Annotated in this window: 11 protein-coding genes; 6 read left to right on the forward strand and 5 right to left on the reverse strand. The window is 70.6% G+C overall.

Going from position 1 to position 17,486, the window contains the following annotated elements; translation table 11 throughout:
* Positions 1-25: 25 nt before the first annotated feature.
* Positions 26-562, reverse strand: a complete 537-nt coding sequence (locus tag ACFPZN_RS04980) for an aminoacyl-tRNA deacylase (protein WP_378280576.1) — start codon at positions 560-562, stop codon at positions 26-28.
* A 425-nt stretch (positions 563-987) separates the two neighbouring features.
* Between ACFPZN_RS04980 and ACFPZN_RS04985 the strand changes: the two genes are divergently transcribed.
* Both ACFPZN_RS04985 and ACFPZN_RS04990 read left to right on the forward strand, forming a co-directional pair.
* Positions 988-2,451, forward strand: a complete 1,464-nt coding sequence (locus tag ACFPZN_RS04985; protein WP_378280687.1) for a CCA tRNA nucleotidyltransferase — start codon at positions 988-990, stop codon at positions 2,449-2,451.
* Positions 2,448-3,761 carry an adenosylmethionine--8-amino-7-oxononanoate transaminase gene (locus ACFPZN_RS04990; protein WP_378280578.1) on the forward strand — a complete coding sequence of 438 codons (1,314 nt, stop codon included), beginning with the start codon at positions 2,448-2,450 and terminating at the stop codon, positions 3,759-3,761. Before ACFPZN_RS04985 ends, ACFPZN_RS04990 begins: the two co-directional genes overlap by 4 nt.
* A gap of 192 nt (positions 3,762-3,953) precedes the next feature.
* Here ACFPZN_RS04990 and ACFPZN_RS04995 read toward each other — a convergent pair whose 3' ends face one another.
* The 4 genes from ACFPZN_RS04995 to ACFPZN_RS05010 form a co-directional block, all read right to left on the reverse strand.
* Positions 3,954-5,234 (reverse strand): MFS transporter, encoded by a 1,281-nt coding sequence (locus tag ACFPZN_RS04995; RefSeq protein ID WP_378280580.1) that lies wholly within the window; start codon positions 5,232-5,234, stop codon positions 3,954-3,956.
* Positions 5,235-5,833: 599 nt separating this feature from the next.
* Positions 5,834-7,615: an ABC transporter substrate-binding protein gene (locus ACFPZN_RS05000; protein WP_378280583.1), complete on the reverse strand. Its 1,782-nt coding sequence runs from the start codon at positions 7,613-7,615 to the stop codon at positions 5,834-5,836.
* A gap of 170 nt (positions 7,616-7,785) precedes the next feature.
* The gene (locus tag ACFPZN_RS05005) at positions 7,786-8,865 is read right to left on the reverse strand and encodes an inositol-3-phosphate synthase (RefSeq protein WP_378280585.1); all 1,080 of its coding nucleotides are present in this window, start codon (positions 8,863-8,865) and stop codon (positions 7,786-7,788) included.
* Positions 8,866-8,918: 53 nt separating this feature from the next.
* On the reverse strand, positions 8,919-9,560 hold the full coding sequence (locus ACFPZN_RS05010) for a PadR family transcriptional regulator (RefSeq protein WP_378280587.1): 642 nt from the start codon (positions 9,558-9,560) through the stop codon (positions 8,919-8,921).
* Positions 9,561-10,402: 842 nt separating this feature from the next.
* On the opposite strand from ACFPZN_RS05010, the gene ACFPZN_RS05015 reads away from it, so the two are divergent.
* From ACFPZN_RS05015 to ACFPZN_RS05030, 4 genes are all read left to right on the forward strand, one after another.
* The gene (locus tag ACFPZN_RS05015; RefSeq protein WP_378280589.1) at positions 10,403-12,958 is read left to right on the forward strand and encodes a transglycosylase domain-containing protein; all 2,556 of its coding nucleotides are present in this window, start codon (positions 10,403-10,405) and stop codon (positions 12,956-12,958) included.
* Positions 12,959-13,428: 470 nt separating this feature from the next.
* Positions 13,429-13,692: a hypothetical protein gene (locus ACFPZN_RS05020; protein ID WP_378280591.1), complete on the forward strand. Its 264-nt coding sequence runs from the start codon at positions 13,429-13,431 to the stop codon at positions 13,690-13,692.
* Positions 13,653-15,878 (forward strand): transglycosylase domain-containing protein, encoded by a 2,226-nt coding sequence (locus tag ACFPZN_RS05025; RefSeq protein ID WP_378280593.1) that lies wholly within the window; start codon positions 13,653-13,655, stop codon positions 15,876-15,878. Before ACFPZN_RS05020 ends, ACFPZN_RS05025 begins: the two co-directional genes overlap by 40 nt.
* A gap of 233 nt (positions 15,879-16,111) precedes the next feature.
* Complete coding sequence (locus ACFPZN_RS05030; RefSeq protein ID WP_378280595.1) at positions 16,112-17,479, forward strand: glycosyltransferase family 87 protein; 1,368 nt, start codon at positions 16,112-16,114, stop codon at positions 17,477-17,479.
* Positions 17,480-17,486 lie beyond the last annotated feature (7 nt).

The raw sequence follows: 17,486 nt of genomic DNA on the forward strand, positions 1-17,486 counted from the left end.
CGGTGGAAGAGGCGGATGTTCAGTGTCAGGCGACCTCCGCGTCCCCACCCCGCTCCGCACGACCGGAACGGGCGCTGAGCCGGACCGGCCGGGCGCGGCTCAGCGCGTACAGGTCCAGGGCGTGGATGCCGAGCGCCGTCGACGCCTCCCCCGTCGCCGTGTAGACGACCTCGTCCACGGGGAGCGCGTCGATGATCGCCCGGTCGATCAGGACCTCCATGCCCTCGGGCAGGAGCAGCGGGCAGACCAGGTCGGCCGCGTACTCGGTGACCGCGTTGACCAGGTCGGCACGGGCGGGGCGGATCAGCCGGGCGCCGACCGCGTGCCGGACCACCTCGAGCGGCGGCACGGTCCCGGCGGCCACGATCACCCCGGTCAGGAAGCGCCGCCCGCGCTGCACGTCGTTGCAGGCCAGGACGCGCGTCACCAGGCACCGCTCCGCGGGCAGGCCGAGCGCCCTGGGCAGGTCGTCGGCACGGGCGATCGCGATGGGCAGCCGGACGATCTCGTGCCGCGTCTCGCGTTCGAGGAGCGCGCGGTGGATGGTGAGGGCGTCCTTCATGTCAGCTCCGTCCCGCGGGGATCGCCCCGCACACACCCCCCGATTCGGTCAGGGTCCCGGTGCGGGCCGGAGCGGGGCCCTGCGGCGGCAGGAGCCCCTCACCCGTCCTTGGAGCCCGCCTTCGTCCCCTGTCGTACGTCGGGCCGCCTGTGACGCGGTTGAGCACGCCCCGACGGTCCCCGCTACCGTGGACTGTCTTACGGGAGGCCTCACCGGCGGATCGCGCGGGGGCGTCATCGGGGTGTCGTGAACGTAACCCGGGGATCGCGCCATGTGAAGGGCTCTCTCACCGCTCTTTGCCGGTGCGCCGTGCCCCAGGGATTCCCGCGACGTCGCGGGGCCCGCGGGGCCTCCGGGACCGCCGCAAAGCCTTTTGTCAGCCGCTTCGCAAGGAAATACGCTGGATGGCCGTGCCCGATCGCAAAATGACCCCAGAGCAGTCGCCGCCCTCACCGCCGCTGCCCCAGCCCCAGCGCGTCGCCATCGCCGAGCTGCTGCGCGGGATCGCCCCCGTCGCGGACGAGCTCGGCACCCGGTTCGAGGCCGCGGGACACGAGCTGGCACTGGTCGGCGGACCGGTGCGCGACGCGCTGCTGCGCCGTCCCGGCAAGGACGTCGACCTCACCACCGACGCGCCCCCGGAACGGGTCCTGGAGATCATCAAGGGCTGGGCGGACAACGTCTGGACGATCGGCATCGAGTTCGGCACGGTCGGCCTCCGCAAGGGCGACCACCAGCTGGAGATCACCACCTACCGCAGCGAGTCGTACGACCCCCGCTCCCGCAAGCCGCAGGTCCAGTACGGCACCTCGCTCAAGGAGGACCTGCGGCGCCGCGACTTCGCGGTGAACGCGATGGCCGCCCGGCTGCCGGGGCACGAGTTCGTCGACCCGTTCGGCGGCCTGACCGACCTGCGCGACAGGGTGCTGCGCACCCCGGGCCGTCCCGAGGACTCCTTCGGCGACGACCCGCTGCGGATGCTGCGCGCCGCCCGCTTCGCCTCCCAGCTCGGCTTCTCGGTCGCGCCCGACGCGGTGGCGGCGATGACGGACATGGCCGGGCGGATCGAGATCGTCTCCGCCGAGCGGATCCGCGAGGAGCTGTCCAAACTGGTCTGCGGCCAGTACCCGCGGCAGGGGCTGGCGCTGCTGGTCGACACCGGGCTGGCCGCGCACGTGCTGCCCGAGCTGCCCAAGCTGCGGCTGGAGATCGACGAGCACCACCGGCACAAGGACGTCTACGAGCACTCGCTGATCGTCCTGGAGCAGGCGATCGCCCAGGAGGAGGACGGCCCCGACCTGGTGCTGCGGCTGGCCGCGCTGCTGCACGACATCGGCAAGCCCAAGACCCGGCGGTTCGAGGACGGCGGCCGGGTGTCGTTCCACCACCACGAGGTCGTCGGCGCCAAGATGACCCGCAAGCGCCTCGGCGAGCTGCGCTACCCCAAGGACGTCATCGCCGAGGTGTCCCGGCTGGTCGAGCTGCACCTGCGCTTCCACGGGTACGGGACGGGCGAGTGGACCGACGCGGCGGTGCGCCGCTACGTCCGCGACGCCGGGCCCCTGCTGTCGCGGCTGCACAAGCTGACCCGGGCCGACTGCACCACCCGCAACCGGCGCAAGGCCGAACGGCTGCGCCGCACCTACGACGACCTGGAGGTGCGGATCGAGCGGCTCGCCGAGGAGGAGGAGCTCGCCGCGATCCGTCCCGAGCTCGACGGGAACGAGATCCAGGAGATCCTCGGCATCAAGCCCGGGCCGCTGGTCGGCAAGGCGTACAAGTTCCTCCTGGACGTACGCCTGGACCGCGGTCTCATCGGCAAGGAGGCCGCGGCGGAGGAACTGCGCCGCTGGGCCCGCGAGCAGGGCCTCATCGAGGGGGACGCGTGATCGACCTGAAGCTCGCCCGGATGAGCCCGCGGGAGGCCGAACGGCTCGCCGCCTTCGACCGCGACCACATCTGGCACCCGTACGCGCCGATGCCCGCGGCCGCGCCCGCGCACCCGGTCGTGTCGGCGTCCGGCGTCCGGCTGACCCTGGCCGACGGCACCGAGCTCATCGACGGCATGTCGTCGTGGTGGGCCGCCGTGCACGGGTACAACCACCCCGTCCTGAACGAGGCGGTCACCTCGCAGCTCGGGAAGATGGCGCACGTCATGTTCGGCGGCCTCACCCACCCGCCCGCGGTGCGGCTCGCCGAACGCCTCGTCGACCTCACCCCCGAACCGCTCACCAAGGTGTTCTTCGCCGACTCCGGCTCGGTCACGGTCGAGGTCGCCATCAAGATGGCGCTCCAGTACTGGCGCGCCCAGGGCCGCCCCGAACGCCACCGGCTCCTCACCGTCCGCGGCGGCTACCACGGCGACACCTTCGGCGACATGGCCGTCTGCGACCCGGTGAACGGCATGCACCACATGTTCACCGACGTGCTGGCCCGGCACCTGTTCGCGCCGCCGCCCCCGCTCGGCTACTCCGCCGACCCCGACCGCGCCTACCTCGACGAACTCGCCAAGCTCGCCGCCGAACACGCGCACGAACTCGCCGGCATCATCGTCGAACCCATCGTGCAGGGCGCGGGCGGCATGCGCTTCTACGCCCCCGAATACCTGCGCGCCCTCCGCGAACTCGCCGACGAGCACGGCCTGCTGCTGATCCTGGACGAGATCGCCACCGGCTTCGGCCGCACCGGCGAGCTGTGGGGCTGCGACCACGCCGAGATCGCCCCCGACATCATGTGCCTGGGCAAGGCGCTCACCGGCGGCTACATGACGATGGCCGCGACCCTGTGCACCGACGACGTCGCCGAACGGATCTCCTCGGGCGAGGGCGGCGCGCTCATGCACGGCCCGACCTACATGGCCAACCCCCTGGCGGCGTCCGTCGCCGCCGCCTCCATCGACCTGCTCCTGTCCCGCGACTGGCGCGACGAGGTCGACACCATCGAGGCGATCCTCACCGAGGGCCTGGAGCCGACCAGGGAGTTCCCCGGCGTCGCCGACGCCCGCGTGCTGGGCGCGATCGGCGTCATCGAGGCACGCGAGCCGGTGGACGTCACCGCCGTCCAGGAGATCGCCATGGACCACGGCATCTGGCTCCGCCCCTTCGGCAAGCTGGTGTACACGATGCCGCCGTACGTCTGCACCGAGGACGAGACCGGCCACATAGCCGACGCCATGTACGCCATAGCCGCATCCCTCTAGCCCCGTGCGGGCACGAGCCTCCGGCGTCGCCTCACCGCCTAGGGAACGCGCTCGCGCGGCACCCGAGGCGGCGCCCTACGGCGCTCGCCGGGTGAGCGAGCCTGGCGGGTGCGGCGTCGCTTCGCGATCGGGGCGGTGAAGCTCGCCTTCGACGTCTCCTCACCGCCCGCTCGTTCGCACCCTGAGGCGGGTCTAGGGCACCTTGGCCGACGCGCGTGAGGCGGCGTTCCAGTAGAGCAGGGCGCCGATGCCGTAGGCCGTGACGACGATCCCCAGGGTCGGGTACGAGACGCCGTCCGGCGGCAGCCACGCGGCCGCCAGCGCCGCCGCCGCGGCGAACGTGGCGTTGAAGAGCATGTCGTACACGGCGAACACCCGCCCGCGGTACGCGTCGTCGATCGACTCCTGAAGGATCGTGTCGACGCACAGCTTCACGCCCTGGGACACCACCCCCAGCGCGAACGCCCCCGCCGCCCACGGCACCTCGCTGAACGGCGTGCCGAGCACGAGCAGGAACACCCCGCCCGCCCCGAGCAGCAACGAGATCCACGCCTGCTTGCTGATCCGCCGCACCACCCACGGCGTGACCAGCGCCGCCGCGAAGAACCCCGCCCCCGAGACCCCGAGCATCAACGCGAACGTCGCCAGGCCGGCCTCGGCGTTCGCGTTGAAGTGGTTACGGCACAGGAGCAGCGTCATGATGAGGACGACGCCGTACAGGAACCGGTGGAACGAGATCGCCGCCAACCCCAGCGCGGCCGGGCGCCGGCGCCAGATGTGCCGCGCCCCGTCCACCAGGCCCCGGACGACGTTCCGCAGTTCCTCCACTGTCTGCGCGGGCGCCTCCTCCAGGTGGGGCCCCAGCACCAGCCGCGGCAACGAGGTCGCCACCAGTCCCGCCAGCAGGAAGCAACCGGTCGTGACGACGAGGATCGCCGACGTCCCCGAATCCCCCGCCCCGAACACGTTCCGCAGCCCGTAGCCCACGCCCGCGCCGACGAACGCGATGATCGTCCCCGACGTCACCGCGAACGCGTTCGCCGTCACCAGGTGCTCGCGCGGCACCACCCGCGGAAGCCCCGCCGAAAGCGCCGCCAGGAAGAACCGGTTCACCCCCAGCACCATCAACACGCCGATGAAGAAGAACGCCCCGTCCTGCCCCGCCGCGACCAGCGCCGCCACCGCGGCCACCAGCACCGCCCGCAGCACCGGCGTCCACACCAGGATCTGCCGGCGCTGCCACCGGTCGATGAGAACCCCCGCGAACGGCCCCAGCGCCGAATACGGCAGCAACGTCACCGCGAACGCCGCCGCGGCCTTCCCCGCCGAAGCCTGCCGCTCCGGCGAGAAGAACACATAACCCGCCAGGGCCACCTGAAAGACCCCGTCAGTGAGCTGAGAAGTCAGCCGCGTAGCGTACAGGCGCCGAAAATCCCGCCCCCGCAAAACCTCAAGCAACCCATCAGCCCACATATGCACAGTATGTATCTGGGGGGCTGTGTTTACCCGGGGGGCCACCCCCCGGACCCCCAGGGCGGGGCGTTCGCGCCCTTGCGCTCGCCTGGGGGCTCGCTCCAGGGCGCGCACCCCCCGGTGGGGGCTCCGCCCCCACGCCCCCGGCAGGGGGACACCCCCTGCACCCCCGAACGGCCTTCCATAGGGGAGACCTCAATCACCCAGGCCCACGTATCGCCAATGAGCAGATGGTCTTGTGCAAGGTCTTGGGCCCCTCAATTCACCCTGCGGTGTTGCTTGTCGGGGGCGCAGGGGCGCAGGGGCGGAGCCCTCCCCGCCTGGCGGCGCGGGGGTTGGTGCCCAGGTAAACACGACCCCTCAATTCACCCTGCGGTGTTGGTGGGGGGTGCAGGGGGGCGGAGCCCCTCCTGCCGGGGGTGCAGGGGGGCGGAGCCCCTCCTGCCGGGGGTGCAGGGGGGCGGAGCCCCTCCTGCCGGGGGTGCAGGGGGCGGAGCCCCTTGCCGGGGTGGGCGGGCCCGTAGCGAGCCGCCAGGCGAGCGGAGGGGCCGATCGACCCGACCCGGGGGTCTGGGGGGTGGCCCCCCAGATAAACACAGTCAACCGAGCCAGACTCTCGTGTAGTCGTAGCCGGCCGTGGTGGGGAGGAAGACGGCGCCGCCTACGCGGGACGAGTGGAAGATGGGCTGGGCTCGGTTGAGGAGCGGGATGATGGCGGCGTCTTCCATGATCTTCTGGTCGGCGAGGCGCCAGTAGCCCGCGGCGTGGGACGGCTCGGGGGCGGTGAGGGCGGCGTCGATGAGGCCGTTGACCTGGAAGTTGTCGTAGCCGCCGTAGTTGGTGGAGCCGGGGCCGTAGTCGCGGCTGTCGAAGAGGGGCTGGATGATCGAGCGGCCGTTGTTGCCGTACCAGTCGGGGGTCCAGCCGGGGGCGGCGATGTCCCAGGCGCCGTCGCGGGTCCGGTCGGGGGACGAGAGCGTTCTGGCGTAGAAGGTGCCGCCGGCGTCGGGGGAGAGTTCGGCGTGGACGCCGCAGGCCTCCAGGTTGGCCTTGAGGGATTCGGCGATGAGCTTGTGGACGCTGTTGGTGCGGTAGGGGAACTTCAGCCTGAGTCCGTCCGGGTAGCCCGCGTCGGCCAGGAGGCGGCGGCAGCGGGCGGGGTCGCCGGATTCGCCGGGGGTCGGGTAGAGGTCGGCGGGGGCGTGGCCGGAGCTGCCGGGCGGGATGACGGTGTGCAGGGGCTGCGCGATCTCCGGGCCGCCGACGATCTTGATGAGGGCGGTGCGGTCGACGGCGTACTGGAGGGCCTGCCGGACGGCGCGTTCGCCCAGGGCGCCGTCGTTGTTGGGGCTGCGGGTGTTGAAGACCACGTACGGGCTGTTGCTCGGGGTGTCGCGGATGGCGAAGCGGGGGTCGCGGGAGTTGCGCAGCCGCGGGATGGCCGAGGTGGGGACGGGGTGGTCCCAGGAGAGGTCGGCGGTGCCCACTTCGAGCTGCTGCTGGACGGCCTGCGCCGAGTCCTGCCCGAGGGTGATCTGGATCTTGTCGACGTGCCCGCCGCGGAGCGGGTCGGTCTCGCGGCGCCAGGCGGGGTTGCGGCCGAGGGTGTAGGAGCTGCCGGGCCGGTACTCGGTGATCTGGTAGGGCCCGTTGGAGACGGTGTTCCGCCGGAACTCGGCGCTGTCGGGGACGTACCGGTCGTACTCCTGCGGCGCGGCGGCGGTGAACTGGAGGGCGAGGAGGTTGAGGAAGTCGCTGGCCGGTTTCTGGAGCCGGAACACCAGGGTGTGGTCGTCCTCGGCCTCGACGCCGTCGATGTCGTGGCGGTTCTGGTGGTCGGCGATGGCCTGGGCGCTCTTGGCGTCGACCTTGGCGAAGTCGTCGCAGTAGCGGTCCATGCCTTTCAGCGTGGAGGTGTAGTAGCCCTTGGCGCTGGAGGGGGAGGCGGGGTTGCACAGCCGTTCGAAGCCGCGGACGAAGTCGGCCGCGGTGACGGGGCGGGGCGGCTTGGTGTTCCACTGGACGCCCTTGCGCAGCTTCACCGTGTAGGTGCGGCCGTCCTTGCTGATGCCGCCGTTCTCCTTGGTGGGGAGTTCGGCGGCCATGTCGGGTTGCAGGGCGACGGCCTCGTTGAAGTCGTTGGAGGCCTTGGTGGCGAAGAGGGTGCGGGCGAAGGTGCGGGTGAGGCCGTAGGCGCCGACGCTGTTGGCGCTGGCGGTGTCGAGGTGCTCGACGTCGGAGGAGCCGACCACCTTCAGCGTGCCGCCGTCCCGGGGAGGGCCGGTGGGGATGTCGGAGGGGCCGCCTGCGGCCCCGCATGCGGAGAGGCCGAGCGCGAGCCCGGCGAATCCGGCCGTCACTTTGAGCGTCTCGCGTGCCATGCCTCTCCTCAGCTCGACTCGGAGCCTCACACACCATTACTGGCGGTGCCAGGTTAGAGCCAGAGGGTGACAACCACCTCAACATCGGCGTTTTCCCTAGGGATGTAAAGGCGCCCCGGCGTGGATGTCCACTGCCGGGGCGCCTCATTGTGCCCGATGTGAGAAGGGTCTCAGCGCTCGACCTCGCCGCGGATGAACTTCTCCACGGCCTCGCGCGCGTCGTCGTCGTTGTACTGCTCGGGCGGCGACTTCATGAAGTAGGAGCTGGCGGACAGGATCGGGCCGCCGATGCCGCGGTCCTTGGCGATCTTGGCGGCGCGGACGGCGTCGATGATCACGCCGGCGGAGTTGGGCGAGTCCCAGACCTCCAGCTTGTACTCCAGGTTGAGCGGGGTGTCGCCGAAGGAGCGGCCCTCCAGGCGGACGTAGGCCCACTTGCGGTCGTCCAGCCACGGCACGTGGTCGGACGGGCCGATGTGCACGTCGGCCTTGGCCATCTCGTGCGGGATCTGCGAGGTCACCGACTGCGTCTTGGAGATCTTCTTGGACTGGAGCCGCTTCCGCTCCAGCATGTTCATGAAGTCCATGTTGCCGCCGAAGTTGAGCTGGTAGGTGCGCAGCAGCTCGACCCCGCGGTCCTCGAACAGCTTGGCCATGACGCGGTGGGTGATGGTGGCGCCGACCTGCGACTTGATGTCGTCGCCGACGATCGGCACGCCGGCCTGGGTGAACTTCTCGGCCCACTCGGGGTCGGAGGCGATGAACACCGGCAGCGCGTTGACGAAGGCGACGCCCGCGTCGATGGCGCACTGCGCGTAGAACCGGTCGGCCTCCTCCGAGCCCACGGGCAGGTAGGACACCAGCACGTCGGCGCGGGCGTCCTTGAGCGCCTGCACGACGTCCACCGGCCGCGCGCTCGACTCCTCGATGATCTGCTGGTAGAACTCGCCGAGCCCGTCGAAGGTGTGGCCGCGCTGGACGGTCACCCCGGTCGGCGGGACGTCGCAGATCTTGATGGTGTTGTTCTCGCTCGCGACGATGGCCTCGGACAGGTCCATGCCGACCTTCTTGGCGTCCACGTCGAACGCCGCGACGAACTCCACGTCACCGACGTGGTAGTCGCCGAACTGGACGTGCATCAGGCCCGGGACGCGTGTCTCCGGGTCGGCGTCCTTGTAGTACTCGACGCCCTGGACGAGCGAAGCGGCGCAGTTGCCCACACCGACTATGGCGACGCGCACCGAACCCATCCGGTTGCTCCTTCTCCTGTGTGCTCTCGACCGTCCCCGTCCGGCAGCCGTGGTCAGCGGTCCTGCTCGGGGGGCGTGTCCTGAGTGGTGTTCGTGGTTGTGTCGGGCCTGCCGGCCCTGGCCTGTGCTCGTTCCTGCTCGGCCCGCTCGCGTCCGATCAGCTCGTTGAGCCAGCGGACCTCACGCTCGACGGATTCGAGACCGTGGTTCTGGAGCTCCAGGGTGTAGCTGTCGACCCGTTCGCGGGTGCGTGCCAGCGCGGCGCGCAGCCGTTCGAGCCGTTCCTCCAGGCGGCTGCGCCGGCCTTCGAGGATCCGCAGCCGGACGTCGGCGCGGGTGTGCGAGAAGAAGGCGAAGTGGACGCCGAACCCCTCGTCCTCCCAGGCCGCCGGGCCGGACTCGGTGAGCAGCTCCTGGAGCCGCTCCTTGCCGTCGGCGGTGAGCTTGTAAACGATCTTCGAGCGGCGGCTCTGCAGGGCCAGGGCGGTGTTGGGCTCCTCGGGCCGGTCCTCGACGATGAGCCCCTTGGCGAGGAGCTGCTTGAGGCAGGGGTAGAGGGAGCCGTAGGAGAAGGCGCGGAACATGCCCAGCAGGGCGTTGAGGCGCTTGCGCAGCTCGTAGCCGTGCATGGGCGATTCGTGCAGCAGGCCGAGGACGGCGAGCTCGAGTACTCCCGCACCCTTCCTGCCTCCCATGCCCTCTCCACTTCCGCGGAGCCGGGACCCCGCTCGATGCGCCGGGCCGATATGTCGGCCCGATGTGTTTCCTCGATGTATCGAGTCAATGTATCGGCTCGATACATCGACAAGATACGTAGGGTGCCGCCGCCGTGGCAAGTCCGCCGGGGAAAGCCGTGGGCGCCGCGGCCCACCTCCGCAAAGATCACGATCTGTCGGGCGCTGAGCGGCAAGGCGTGACAGAGTGTGTGAATTACCACGACTCATGGTGTGGCCCAGGACGCGCCGGAGGGGCCCGTGGGCTTGCGGCATGCACCCGCGAATGCGGAGAATTCAGGGTCTTTGTGGTCGAAGTGTGCCAAGGTTGACGCTCGGAACCACCTGATCGCGTCGTACGTTCTCGGCCACGGCGACGACCTCCGCAGCCGGCGGGGGCACGTCGTACGGCCTCGCAGCCGGCGGGGCTCGGCACGACCCGAGGAGAGGTTTCGGCCTCGCACGGCGGTCTCTCGCTCACCCGCCTGCACAGTAATCTCGGACGACGCACCAGCCGTTAACCCCGTTGATGAGGTCGCGTGAGTAAACCAAGCCAGCCCCGACCAGAACCCAGGTCGACGTGGCCGGGCGGGCAGAGGACCCCCCGCTCCGGCAGGCCCGGTGTCCGAAGCCGGCAGGGCTCCGCCCCCGGCTCGGCGCAGCCGGCCCGTCCTTCGGCGCGCCGCGGCGCGGCCGGCCCGAACGGGCCCGGCCGTCCAGGCGGTCCCCGAGGCGGCATGCCAGGTGGTCCGGGTGGTCCAGGCGGTCCGGGAGGTCCGCGCGGTGGCGCTCCGGGCGGTCCAGGCGGTCCGCGCGGCGGCGGCATGCCGGGTGGTCCCGGCGGCCCGCGCGGCGGTCCCCCGGGCGGCGGAGGTCGCCGAGGCGGCCCCGGTGGTCCGGGCGGTCCCGGCGGCCCGGGTGGTCGCGGCCGTGGCGGTCCTGGTGGGCCGGGCGGGCCGGGCGGTCCCCCTGGCGGCGGCCGGGGCGGCGGCGGTGGCCCGCACGGTTTCTGGGACGGCCCAGGCGACGACGAGCGTAGAGGCGTCGGCCGCCGGCGCCGCACCGACGGCGACGGCAAGGGCTCCGGCAAGGAGCGCACCGGCTGGCGGCGCTACGTCCCCAACTGGAAGATCGTCACCGGCGTCCTGGCCCTGGGCTTCATCGGCTTCCTCACGCTGGTCGGCGTCGCGTACGCGCAGACCCCGGTGCCGGAGGTCGGCAACTCCGACGCCACCAAGACCGCGGCGATCTTCTACTACGCCGACGGCAAGACGGAGATCGGCCGGCTCGGCAAGAACCGCGAGATGGTCGCCATCGACAAGGTGCCCAAGCACGTCCAGGAGGCCGTGATCGCGGCCGAGAACCGCAGCTTCTGGACCGACAGCGGGTTCTCCCCCAAGGGCCTGTCCCGTGCCGTGTGGGTCAACCTCCAGGGCGGCTCCACCCAGGGCGGTTCGACGATCACCCAGCAGCTGGCGAAGAACTACTACCTGAGCGACGAGCGGACGATGAGCCGCAAGTTCAAGGAGCTGTTCATCTCGCTCAAGCTGGAGGACGAGCTCGGGAGCAAGGAGAAGATCCTCGAGCAGTACCTCAACACCATCTACTTCGGCCGCAACGCCTACGGCATCCAGGCGGCGTCCAAGGCGTTCTTCAAGAAGGACGTCGGCAAGCTGACGCCGGGCGAGGGCGCGGTGCTGGCCGCGATCATCCAGCAGCCCGGCAAGTTCGACCCGGCCAGCGATGACCCCGAGTTGGTCAAGCAGACCCTGTCTCGCTACAACTACGTGCTCGAGGGGATGCGCAAGACCGGCAAGCTCAGCGAGGCCGACTACGCCAAGTACTACAACAAGCTCCCCGAGACCCAGGAGCTGGGCGGGTACGAGACCTTCGGCGGCCAGCGCGGCTACATGATCAAGCGGGCGATGAAGGAGCTGCAGCGCGATCAGGGCATCTCCGAGGAGACGGTGCTCAACAACGGTCTGCGCGTCGTGACGACCTTCGACGCTATCAAGATGAAGGCCGCCAAGGACGCGGTGGTGAATACCGTTCCGGGGGACCCGGCCAAGCTGCTCAAGCGGAACATCCGCCTGGGGGTCGCCTCGGTCAACACCACCAACGGTGAGGTCGAGGCCATCTACGGAGGCCCCGACTACCTGAAGCAGACCTTCGACAACGTCTGGTCGGGTTCGGCCCAGGCCGGATCGGCGATGAAGCCGTACGTCCTGGCGACGGCGCTGGAGAAGGGGTACAGCCTCAAGAGCCTCGTGGACGGGCGCTCGGGCATCTCGTTCGACGGCACCGGCAAGGTCGTGCCCAACGGCACGCCGGGCGCGCTGAAACCGATCGTCAACAGCCACAGCGCCCCGGGCGCCATCGACCTCATCAAGGCGACCAAGGAGTCGTCCAACACCGGCTACGTGCAACTCGCGCTGAAGGTCGGGGTGTCGGAGGTCGTCGACAACGTCGAGAAGATGGGCGTCGCGGAGGACCTGGTGAAGCCCTACCGGCAGCAGGCCGGTCTGGCGCTGGGCATCAACGACATCCGCCCGATCGAGCAGGCGTCGGCCTACGCGGTCTTCGCCAACGGCGGCATCTACCACCAGCCGCACGTGGTGAAGGCGGTCAAGACCAAGGACGGCTCGGCGGACTACAAGAAGCTGAGCTGGAAGCACCAGAACAACGTCCTGAAGAAGACGGTGACCCGGGACGTCACCTACGCGCTGCAGCAGGTCGTGCAGCCGGGCGGCACGGCGGAGGCGGCCAAGCTCGCCGACCGGCCGGTCGCCGGCAAGACCGGTACGACCGAGAAGAACGTGGCGACCTGGTTCGTCGGCTACGTTCCGAAGATCTCCACCTCGGTGACGCTGTTCAACGACGACAAGAAGACGCTGACCCTGGACGGGCAGTCGGAGGTCTTCGGTGGTGGCATCACCGCCAAGATCTGGAAGGCCTACATGACGAAGGCCACCCAGGGGACCACGCCCGAGCAGTTCGAGCCCCCGGCGTGGGGCGGTGCGCAGCAGCAGTGGGCGCAGCCGCCGAAGCCGAAGAAGACCGAGCGGCCCGAGCCGGAGGACACCCGCCCGGCGTACTGCAACGAACCCCGCTTCAAGCAGCTCCCGCAGTGCCAGGACCAGGAGGAGCCCGGCCAGAACCCCGGCGACCTGCCGGCGTGCACGGCGCCGTTGCAGCAGAACTGCGACCCGAACAAGCCGCCGGAGGAGAACCCGAGGGACGACGGCTGGTGGTGCCAGACGCACAAGCAGAACCCGGTCTGCCGCAACGACGACCAGGGGCAGCCGGGCGGGCCCGGGGGTCCGGACGATGACGAGCCTGTCTTCCCGCAGTCGCAGCAACGGGCCCGAATAGAGGAGTAGCGGGAGAAGCGAGAGTTCCGGCGGCGGCCGGTCTCGTCCCTGAGGGGGCGGGGCCGGCCGCCGTCTTTCGTGTCCGACATCACGGACCTTCGGTCGTTAGCGCATCAGCACGGCTCAAGTCGTGCGACACGCCGGTCGTCTCACCTGATTCGGCCCTGATTCGGCCCATGGACTGACCCGGTGACCCCCCGCATCGAGACCTGCGCGTTACCCTCGGACGACGCACAGCCGTACTCCAGGGGTGAGGTCGCGCGTGAGTTACCCAGGCCAGTTCGGGCGACATGCCCAGGAAGACCCGGGCAACGGTGACTCCTCCATCGGGGGCACCGCGGCCCGCGGCAGGCATGCGCGGCCTGACGCGCATGGCGGCCACGCGGTGGAGGGGCATGGTGCGCTGCCGGAGCGGCTCAGCGGTTCGGGCGGTGCCAGGGTGTCCGGACGGTACGCCACGCAACCCCGCCACGGCGGCGGTGAAGGTCAAGGTCAAGGTCTCAGCGCCCTCGGCCTCGGCGGTGGCGGTCCCGCACACCCTGTGGGCCCGGCGGGTCCTGGGGGGCCTGGCGGTCCGCCCGGTCCCGGACGGCTTGGCGGCCCTGGCGGCCCTGGTGGGCCTGGTGGGCCTGGCGGTGGGGGCGGTGCGGGCGGTCGGCGGCGGCGCCGCGGCCGGGCCCCCAGGACGGGCTGGCGGCGGTTCGTGCCGTCCTGGAAGACCGTCGCCGCCGTCATGGGCCTGATGACGCTCGGCGCGGCCACCCTCATCGGCGTCGCGTACGCCAACACCCCCATCCCCACCGAGGCGCAGGCGGAGGCGATCGCCCAGGAGTCGGTGATCTACTACCGGGACGGCAAGACGCCCATCGCCCGGATCGGCATGCACCGCGAGAGCGTCCCGATCAGCCGGATCCCGCCGGTCGTGCGGCACGCGGTGCTGGCCGCCGAGGACCGCAACTTCGAGCACGAGCACGGCGTCTCGCCCACCGGCGTGGCCCGCGCCCTGTTCAAGACCGCCACCGGCGGCGACGTCCAGGGCGGCTCCACCATCACCCAGCAGCTGGCCCGCAACTACTACCAGGGCCTCAGCCAGAAGCGCACGGTCAGCCGCAAGCTCAAGGAGATCCTGATCTCGATCCGGCTGGACGGCGAGCGGGAGAAGGACGAGATCCTCGGGCTGTACCTGAACACGGTGAGCTTCGGCCGCCAGGCGTACGGCATCCAGGCCGCGTCCCGCGCGTACTTCCACAAGGACGTCCGGAAGCTGACGGTGAGCGAGGCGGCGATGCTCGCCGCGCTGATCCAGCGGCCCGGCTTCTTCGTCACCACCGGTCCCGACACCCAGCCGGCCAAGCGGGCCCTGATCGACCGCTGGAAGTACGTGCTGGACGGCATGGTCGAGGAGGGCTGGCTGTCCAAGGCCGAACGCGACAGGCAGACCTTCCCCACCACCGAGCGCAACTGGAGTGACGTCCCCGCCACCTCCCAGGCCGGCTACCTCAAGGAGCGGGTCCTGAACGAGCTGAAGCGGCTCGGCGTGACCGACGAGATGCTGGAGACCGGCGGCCTGCGCATCACGACCACGTTCGACAAGAGGCTCCAGGACCAGACCGCCAGTCTCGTCAAGCAGATCCGGAAGGAGAAGGGCCTGGAGGACGACGTGCACTTCGGGCTGGCCGCCGTCGACCCCAGGACGGGCGGGGTGGTCGCCGCGTACGGCGGCCCGTCCTACACCAGACAGCAGTTCGACAACTCCTTCGGCGGCAAGATCCAGCCGGGGTCGTCGTTCAAGCCGATCGTGCTGGCCACCGCGCTCGACCAGGGCATCAGCCTGCGGACCACGATGGACGGCGCGTACGAGCGCACCATCAACGGCGACACCTTCACCAACGACGCGCGCAGCGAGAACGGCGTCTACACCCTCGCCCAGATGACCGAGATGTCGATCAACACCGCGTACGTGGAGCTCGGCCAGAAGGTCGGGCTGGAGAACGTCGCGGAGATGGCCAAGAAGATGGGCGTCCCGCCCGGCACCGCCGACCTGGACAAGGGCTACACCAGCCTGCCGCTCGGCACGATCTCGGTGAGCCCGGTCACCATGGCCTCGGTCTACTCCACCTTCGCCGCCGAGGGGAAGCACATCCCGCCGCACGTCATCAGCCAGGTCACCGACCGGCAGGGCGGCCCGGTGCGGACCGAGCTCGGCAAGACGCTCAAGAAGGTGCCGTACAAGGCCGAGGAGGTGTTCTCGCCCGAGGTGGCCCGGGACGCCACGGTGGCGATGCAGGCGGTCGTGCGCTCGGGCACCGGAACCCGGGCGAGCCTCGGCGCCCGCCCGGTCGCGGGCAAGACCGGCACGACGGACGAGAACAAGTCGGCGTGGTTCGTCGGCTACACCCCGCAGCTCGCCACGTCGGTCGCGATGTGGCGGCAGGGCGAGGACGGCGCGCTGAAGTCGCTGCAGGGCATCGGCGGCTACAACCAGATCTACGGCGGCACCGTCCCGGCGGACCTGTTCGCCCGGTTCATGAACCGGGCCCTGGCGGACGAGGAGATCGAGCAGTTCGGGCCGCCCGGCGACGTCGGCACGGTGGCGCCGTGGGCCGTGCCGAAGCCGGAGCCCACGCCGCCGCCCTCGCCGTCGCCGTCCCCCGGCCCCACCTGCACGCCCGGCGTTCCGCAGATTCCGGGGCAGCCCGGTGCCGAGCCGTGCGTCCCGGGGGCGCCCGGCCCGACGCCGGGGCAGCCGACGGGGCCGCCGGGCGCGAGCGTGCCGTGCGACCGTTTCGGCCTGCCGATCGGCTGCGACCCGAACGTCCCGCCGAGCGATCCGCCGCCGGCGTGGTGGTGCGACCGCAACCCCGGGAGCCCGCAGTGCTCCCCGGACGGGGGTCCCGGCCGTCCGAGGGCGCAGAGCACCCGGCCCTGACGACCTACGGGCGCCGGTGATCCACAGGGCGTGTTCGCGGGTTTGCGGACGCCCAATAGTCTGCTGGCATGTCGTCGTCCTCCCCCGATTCCGGGGCCGGTCCTGAGAACGGGGCCGAGCCCGAGTCCGACGGTCCGGCGAAGTCACGCCGGCCGGCGAAATCCGATGCCGATACCGATGTCGGTGTCTCGAAGCGGGCCGGGGACGACGACGGGCACGGGCGGATGGCGCGGATGGCGCCGCTGCTGACGGGCGTGGCCGCCCTCACCGCCGTGCTCGGCTGGGTGCAGAAGCAGCCGTGCGCGTCGGCCTCGTTCGACTTCGTCAAGACGACGACGCGCGCCTGCTACACCGACATCTACCCGCTCTATTTCGTCCGGGGCCTGAACGACAACAAGGTCCCCTACTTCGACACCTTCTCCGGTGCCGGCGACATCAAGTACGTGGAGTACCCCGTACTGAGCGGTGCCCTGATGCACGTGGTGAACGTGCTGGTGCAGCCGTTCGGCCTGGACGCGCGCGGGATGGCCTTCTTCAACATCACCGCGCTGCTGCTGGGGATGCTCGCCGTGGTGACGGTGCTCGCCACGGCGTACGTGGCCGGTGCGCGTTCGCTGCGGACCGGCCTTATGGTCGCGTTGTCTCCGGCACTGCTGCTGACCGCGTACATCAACTGGGACCTTCTCGCGGTGGGGCTGTCGGCGCTGGCCGTGTTCGCCTGGGCGAGCCGCCGCCCCGCCTGGGCCGGGGTACTGCTCGGGCTGGCGATCGCCGCGAAGTTCTATCCGCTGCTCTTCCTGGGGCCGCTCGTCCTGCTGTGCATCAGGGCGGGCCAGTGGCGTGCCATGGGACGGCTCCTCGCCGGTACGGCGAGCGCATGGCTAGCCGTGAACCTGCCTGTGATGCTCTTCGCGTGGGACGGGTGGATCGAGTTCTACAGGTTCAGCCAGGAGCGGAACATCGACTGGGGCTCCATCTTCTTCTTCCTCCAGGACCGGGGGCTGTCCGGGCTCGACGACACCGAGAAACTCAATCTGCTCGGTACCGGCACGTTCCTCGTCCTGGCCCTGGGCATCGCCGTCCTCGCCTTGGCCGCGCCGCGCCGCCCGCGTCTCCCCCAGTTGCTGTTCCTCGTGCTGGTGGCCTTCATGCTGCCCAACAAGGTCTGGTCGCCGCAGTACGTCCTGTGGCTGCTTCCACTGGTCGTCCTGGCCCGTCCCAAGCTGCCCGCGTTCATCGTGTGGCAGATAGGGGAGATCCTGTACTTCTTCGGGATCTGGTGGTTCCTGCTGTCGGTGACCGTCCGCGCGGAGGGCGCCAACCTCTCCGAGCTCATCAATACGCTGGTGGGCTTCGACCTCCCGGCGGAGGGCATCGACAACAACGTCTACTACCTGGCTCTGCTGGCGCGGTTCCTCACCGTTGCCATGCTCGCGGCCCTCGTCGTCTGGGACATCCTGCGCCCGTCCTGGGACGTCGTACGCCAGGACGGGGTCGACGATCCGGCCGGGGGCGTGCTCGACCACGCCCCCGACGTCATCTCCCTGGGAACGCTGCGCAGGCGAGAACGCCGAAAGGCCGTCGCCCCCGCGACGGCCTGAGGGCGTG

The organism is Actinomadura rugatobispora, from assembly GCF_042656285.1.
In the GTDB taxonomy this organism is placed as follows: Bacteria; Actinomycetota; Actinomycetes; order Streptosporangiales; family Streptosporangiaceae; genus Spirillospora; species Spirillospora rugatobispora.

Bases quoted from the DNA above. Each gene is read 5' to 3' on its own strand.
- ACFPZN_RS05030 (WP_378280595.1), top strand. From the start codon at position 16,112: ATGGCGCCGCTGCTGACGGGCGTGGCCGCCCTCACCGCCGTGCTCGGC.
- ACFPZN_RS05015 (WP_378280589.1), top strand. From the start codon at position 10,403: ATGCCGGGTGGTCCCGGCGGCCCGCGCGGCGGTCCCCCGGGCGGCGGA.
- ACFPZN_RS04985 (WP_378280687.1), top strand. From the start codon at position 988: ATGACCCCAGAGCAGTCGCCGCCCTCACCGCCGCTGCCCCAGCCCCAG.
- ACFPZN_RS05010 (WP_378280587.1), bottom strand. From the start codon at position 9,560: ATGGGAGGCAGGAAGGGTGCGGGAGTACTCGAGCTCGCCGTCCTCGGC.
- ACFPZN_RS05000 (WP_378280583.1), bottom strand. From the start codon at position 7,615: ATGGCACGCGAGACGCTCAAAGTGACGGCCGGATTCGCCGGGCTCGCG.
- ACFPZN_RS04995 (WP_378280580.1), bottom strand. From the start codon at position 5,234: ATGTGGGCTGATGGGTTGCTTGAGGTTTTGCGGGGGCGGGATTTTCGG.
- ACFPZN_RS05005 (WP_378280585.1), bottom strand. From the start codon at position 8,865: ATGGGTTCGGTGCGCGTCGCCATAGTCGGTGTGGGCAACTGCGCCGCT.
- ACFPZN_RS04980 (WP_378280576.1), bottom strand. From the start codon at position 562: ATGAAGGACGCCCTCACCATCCACCGCGCGCTCCTCGAACGCGAGACG.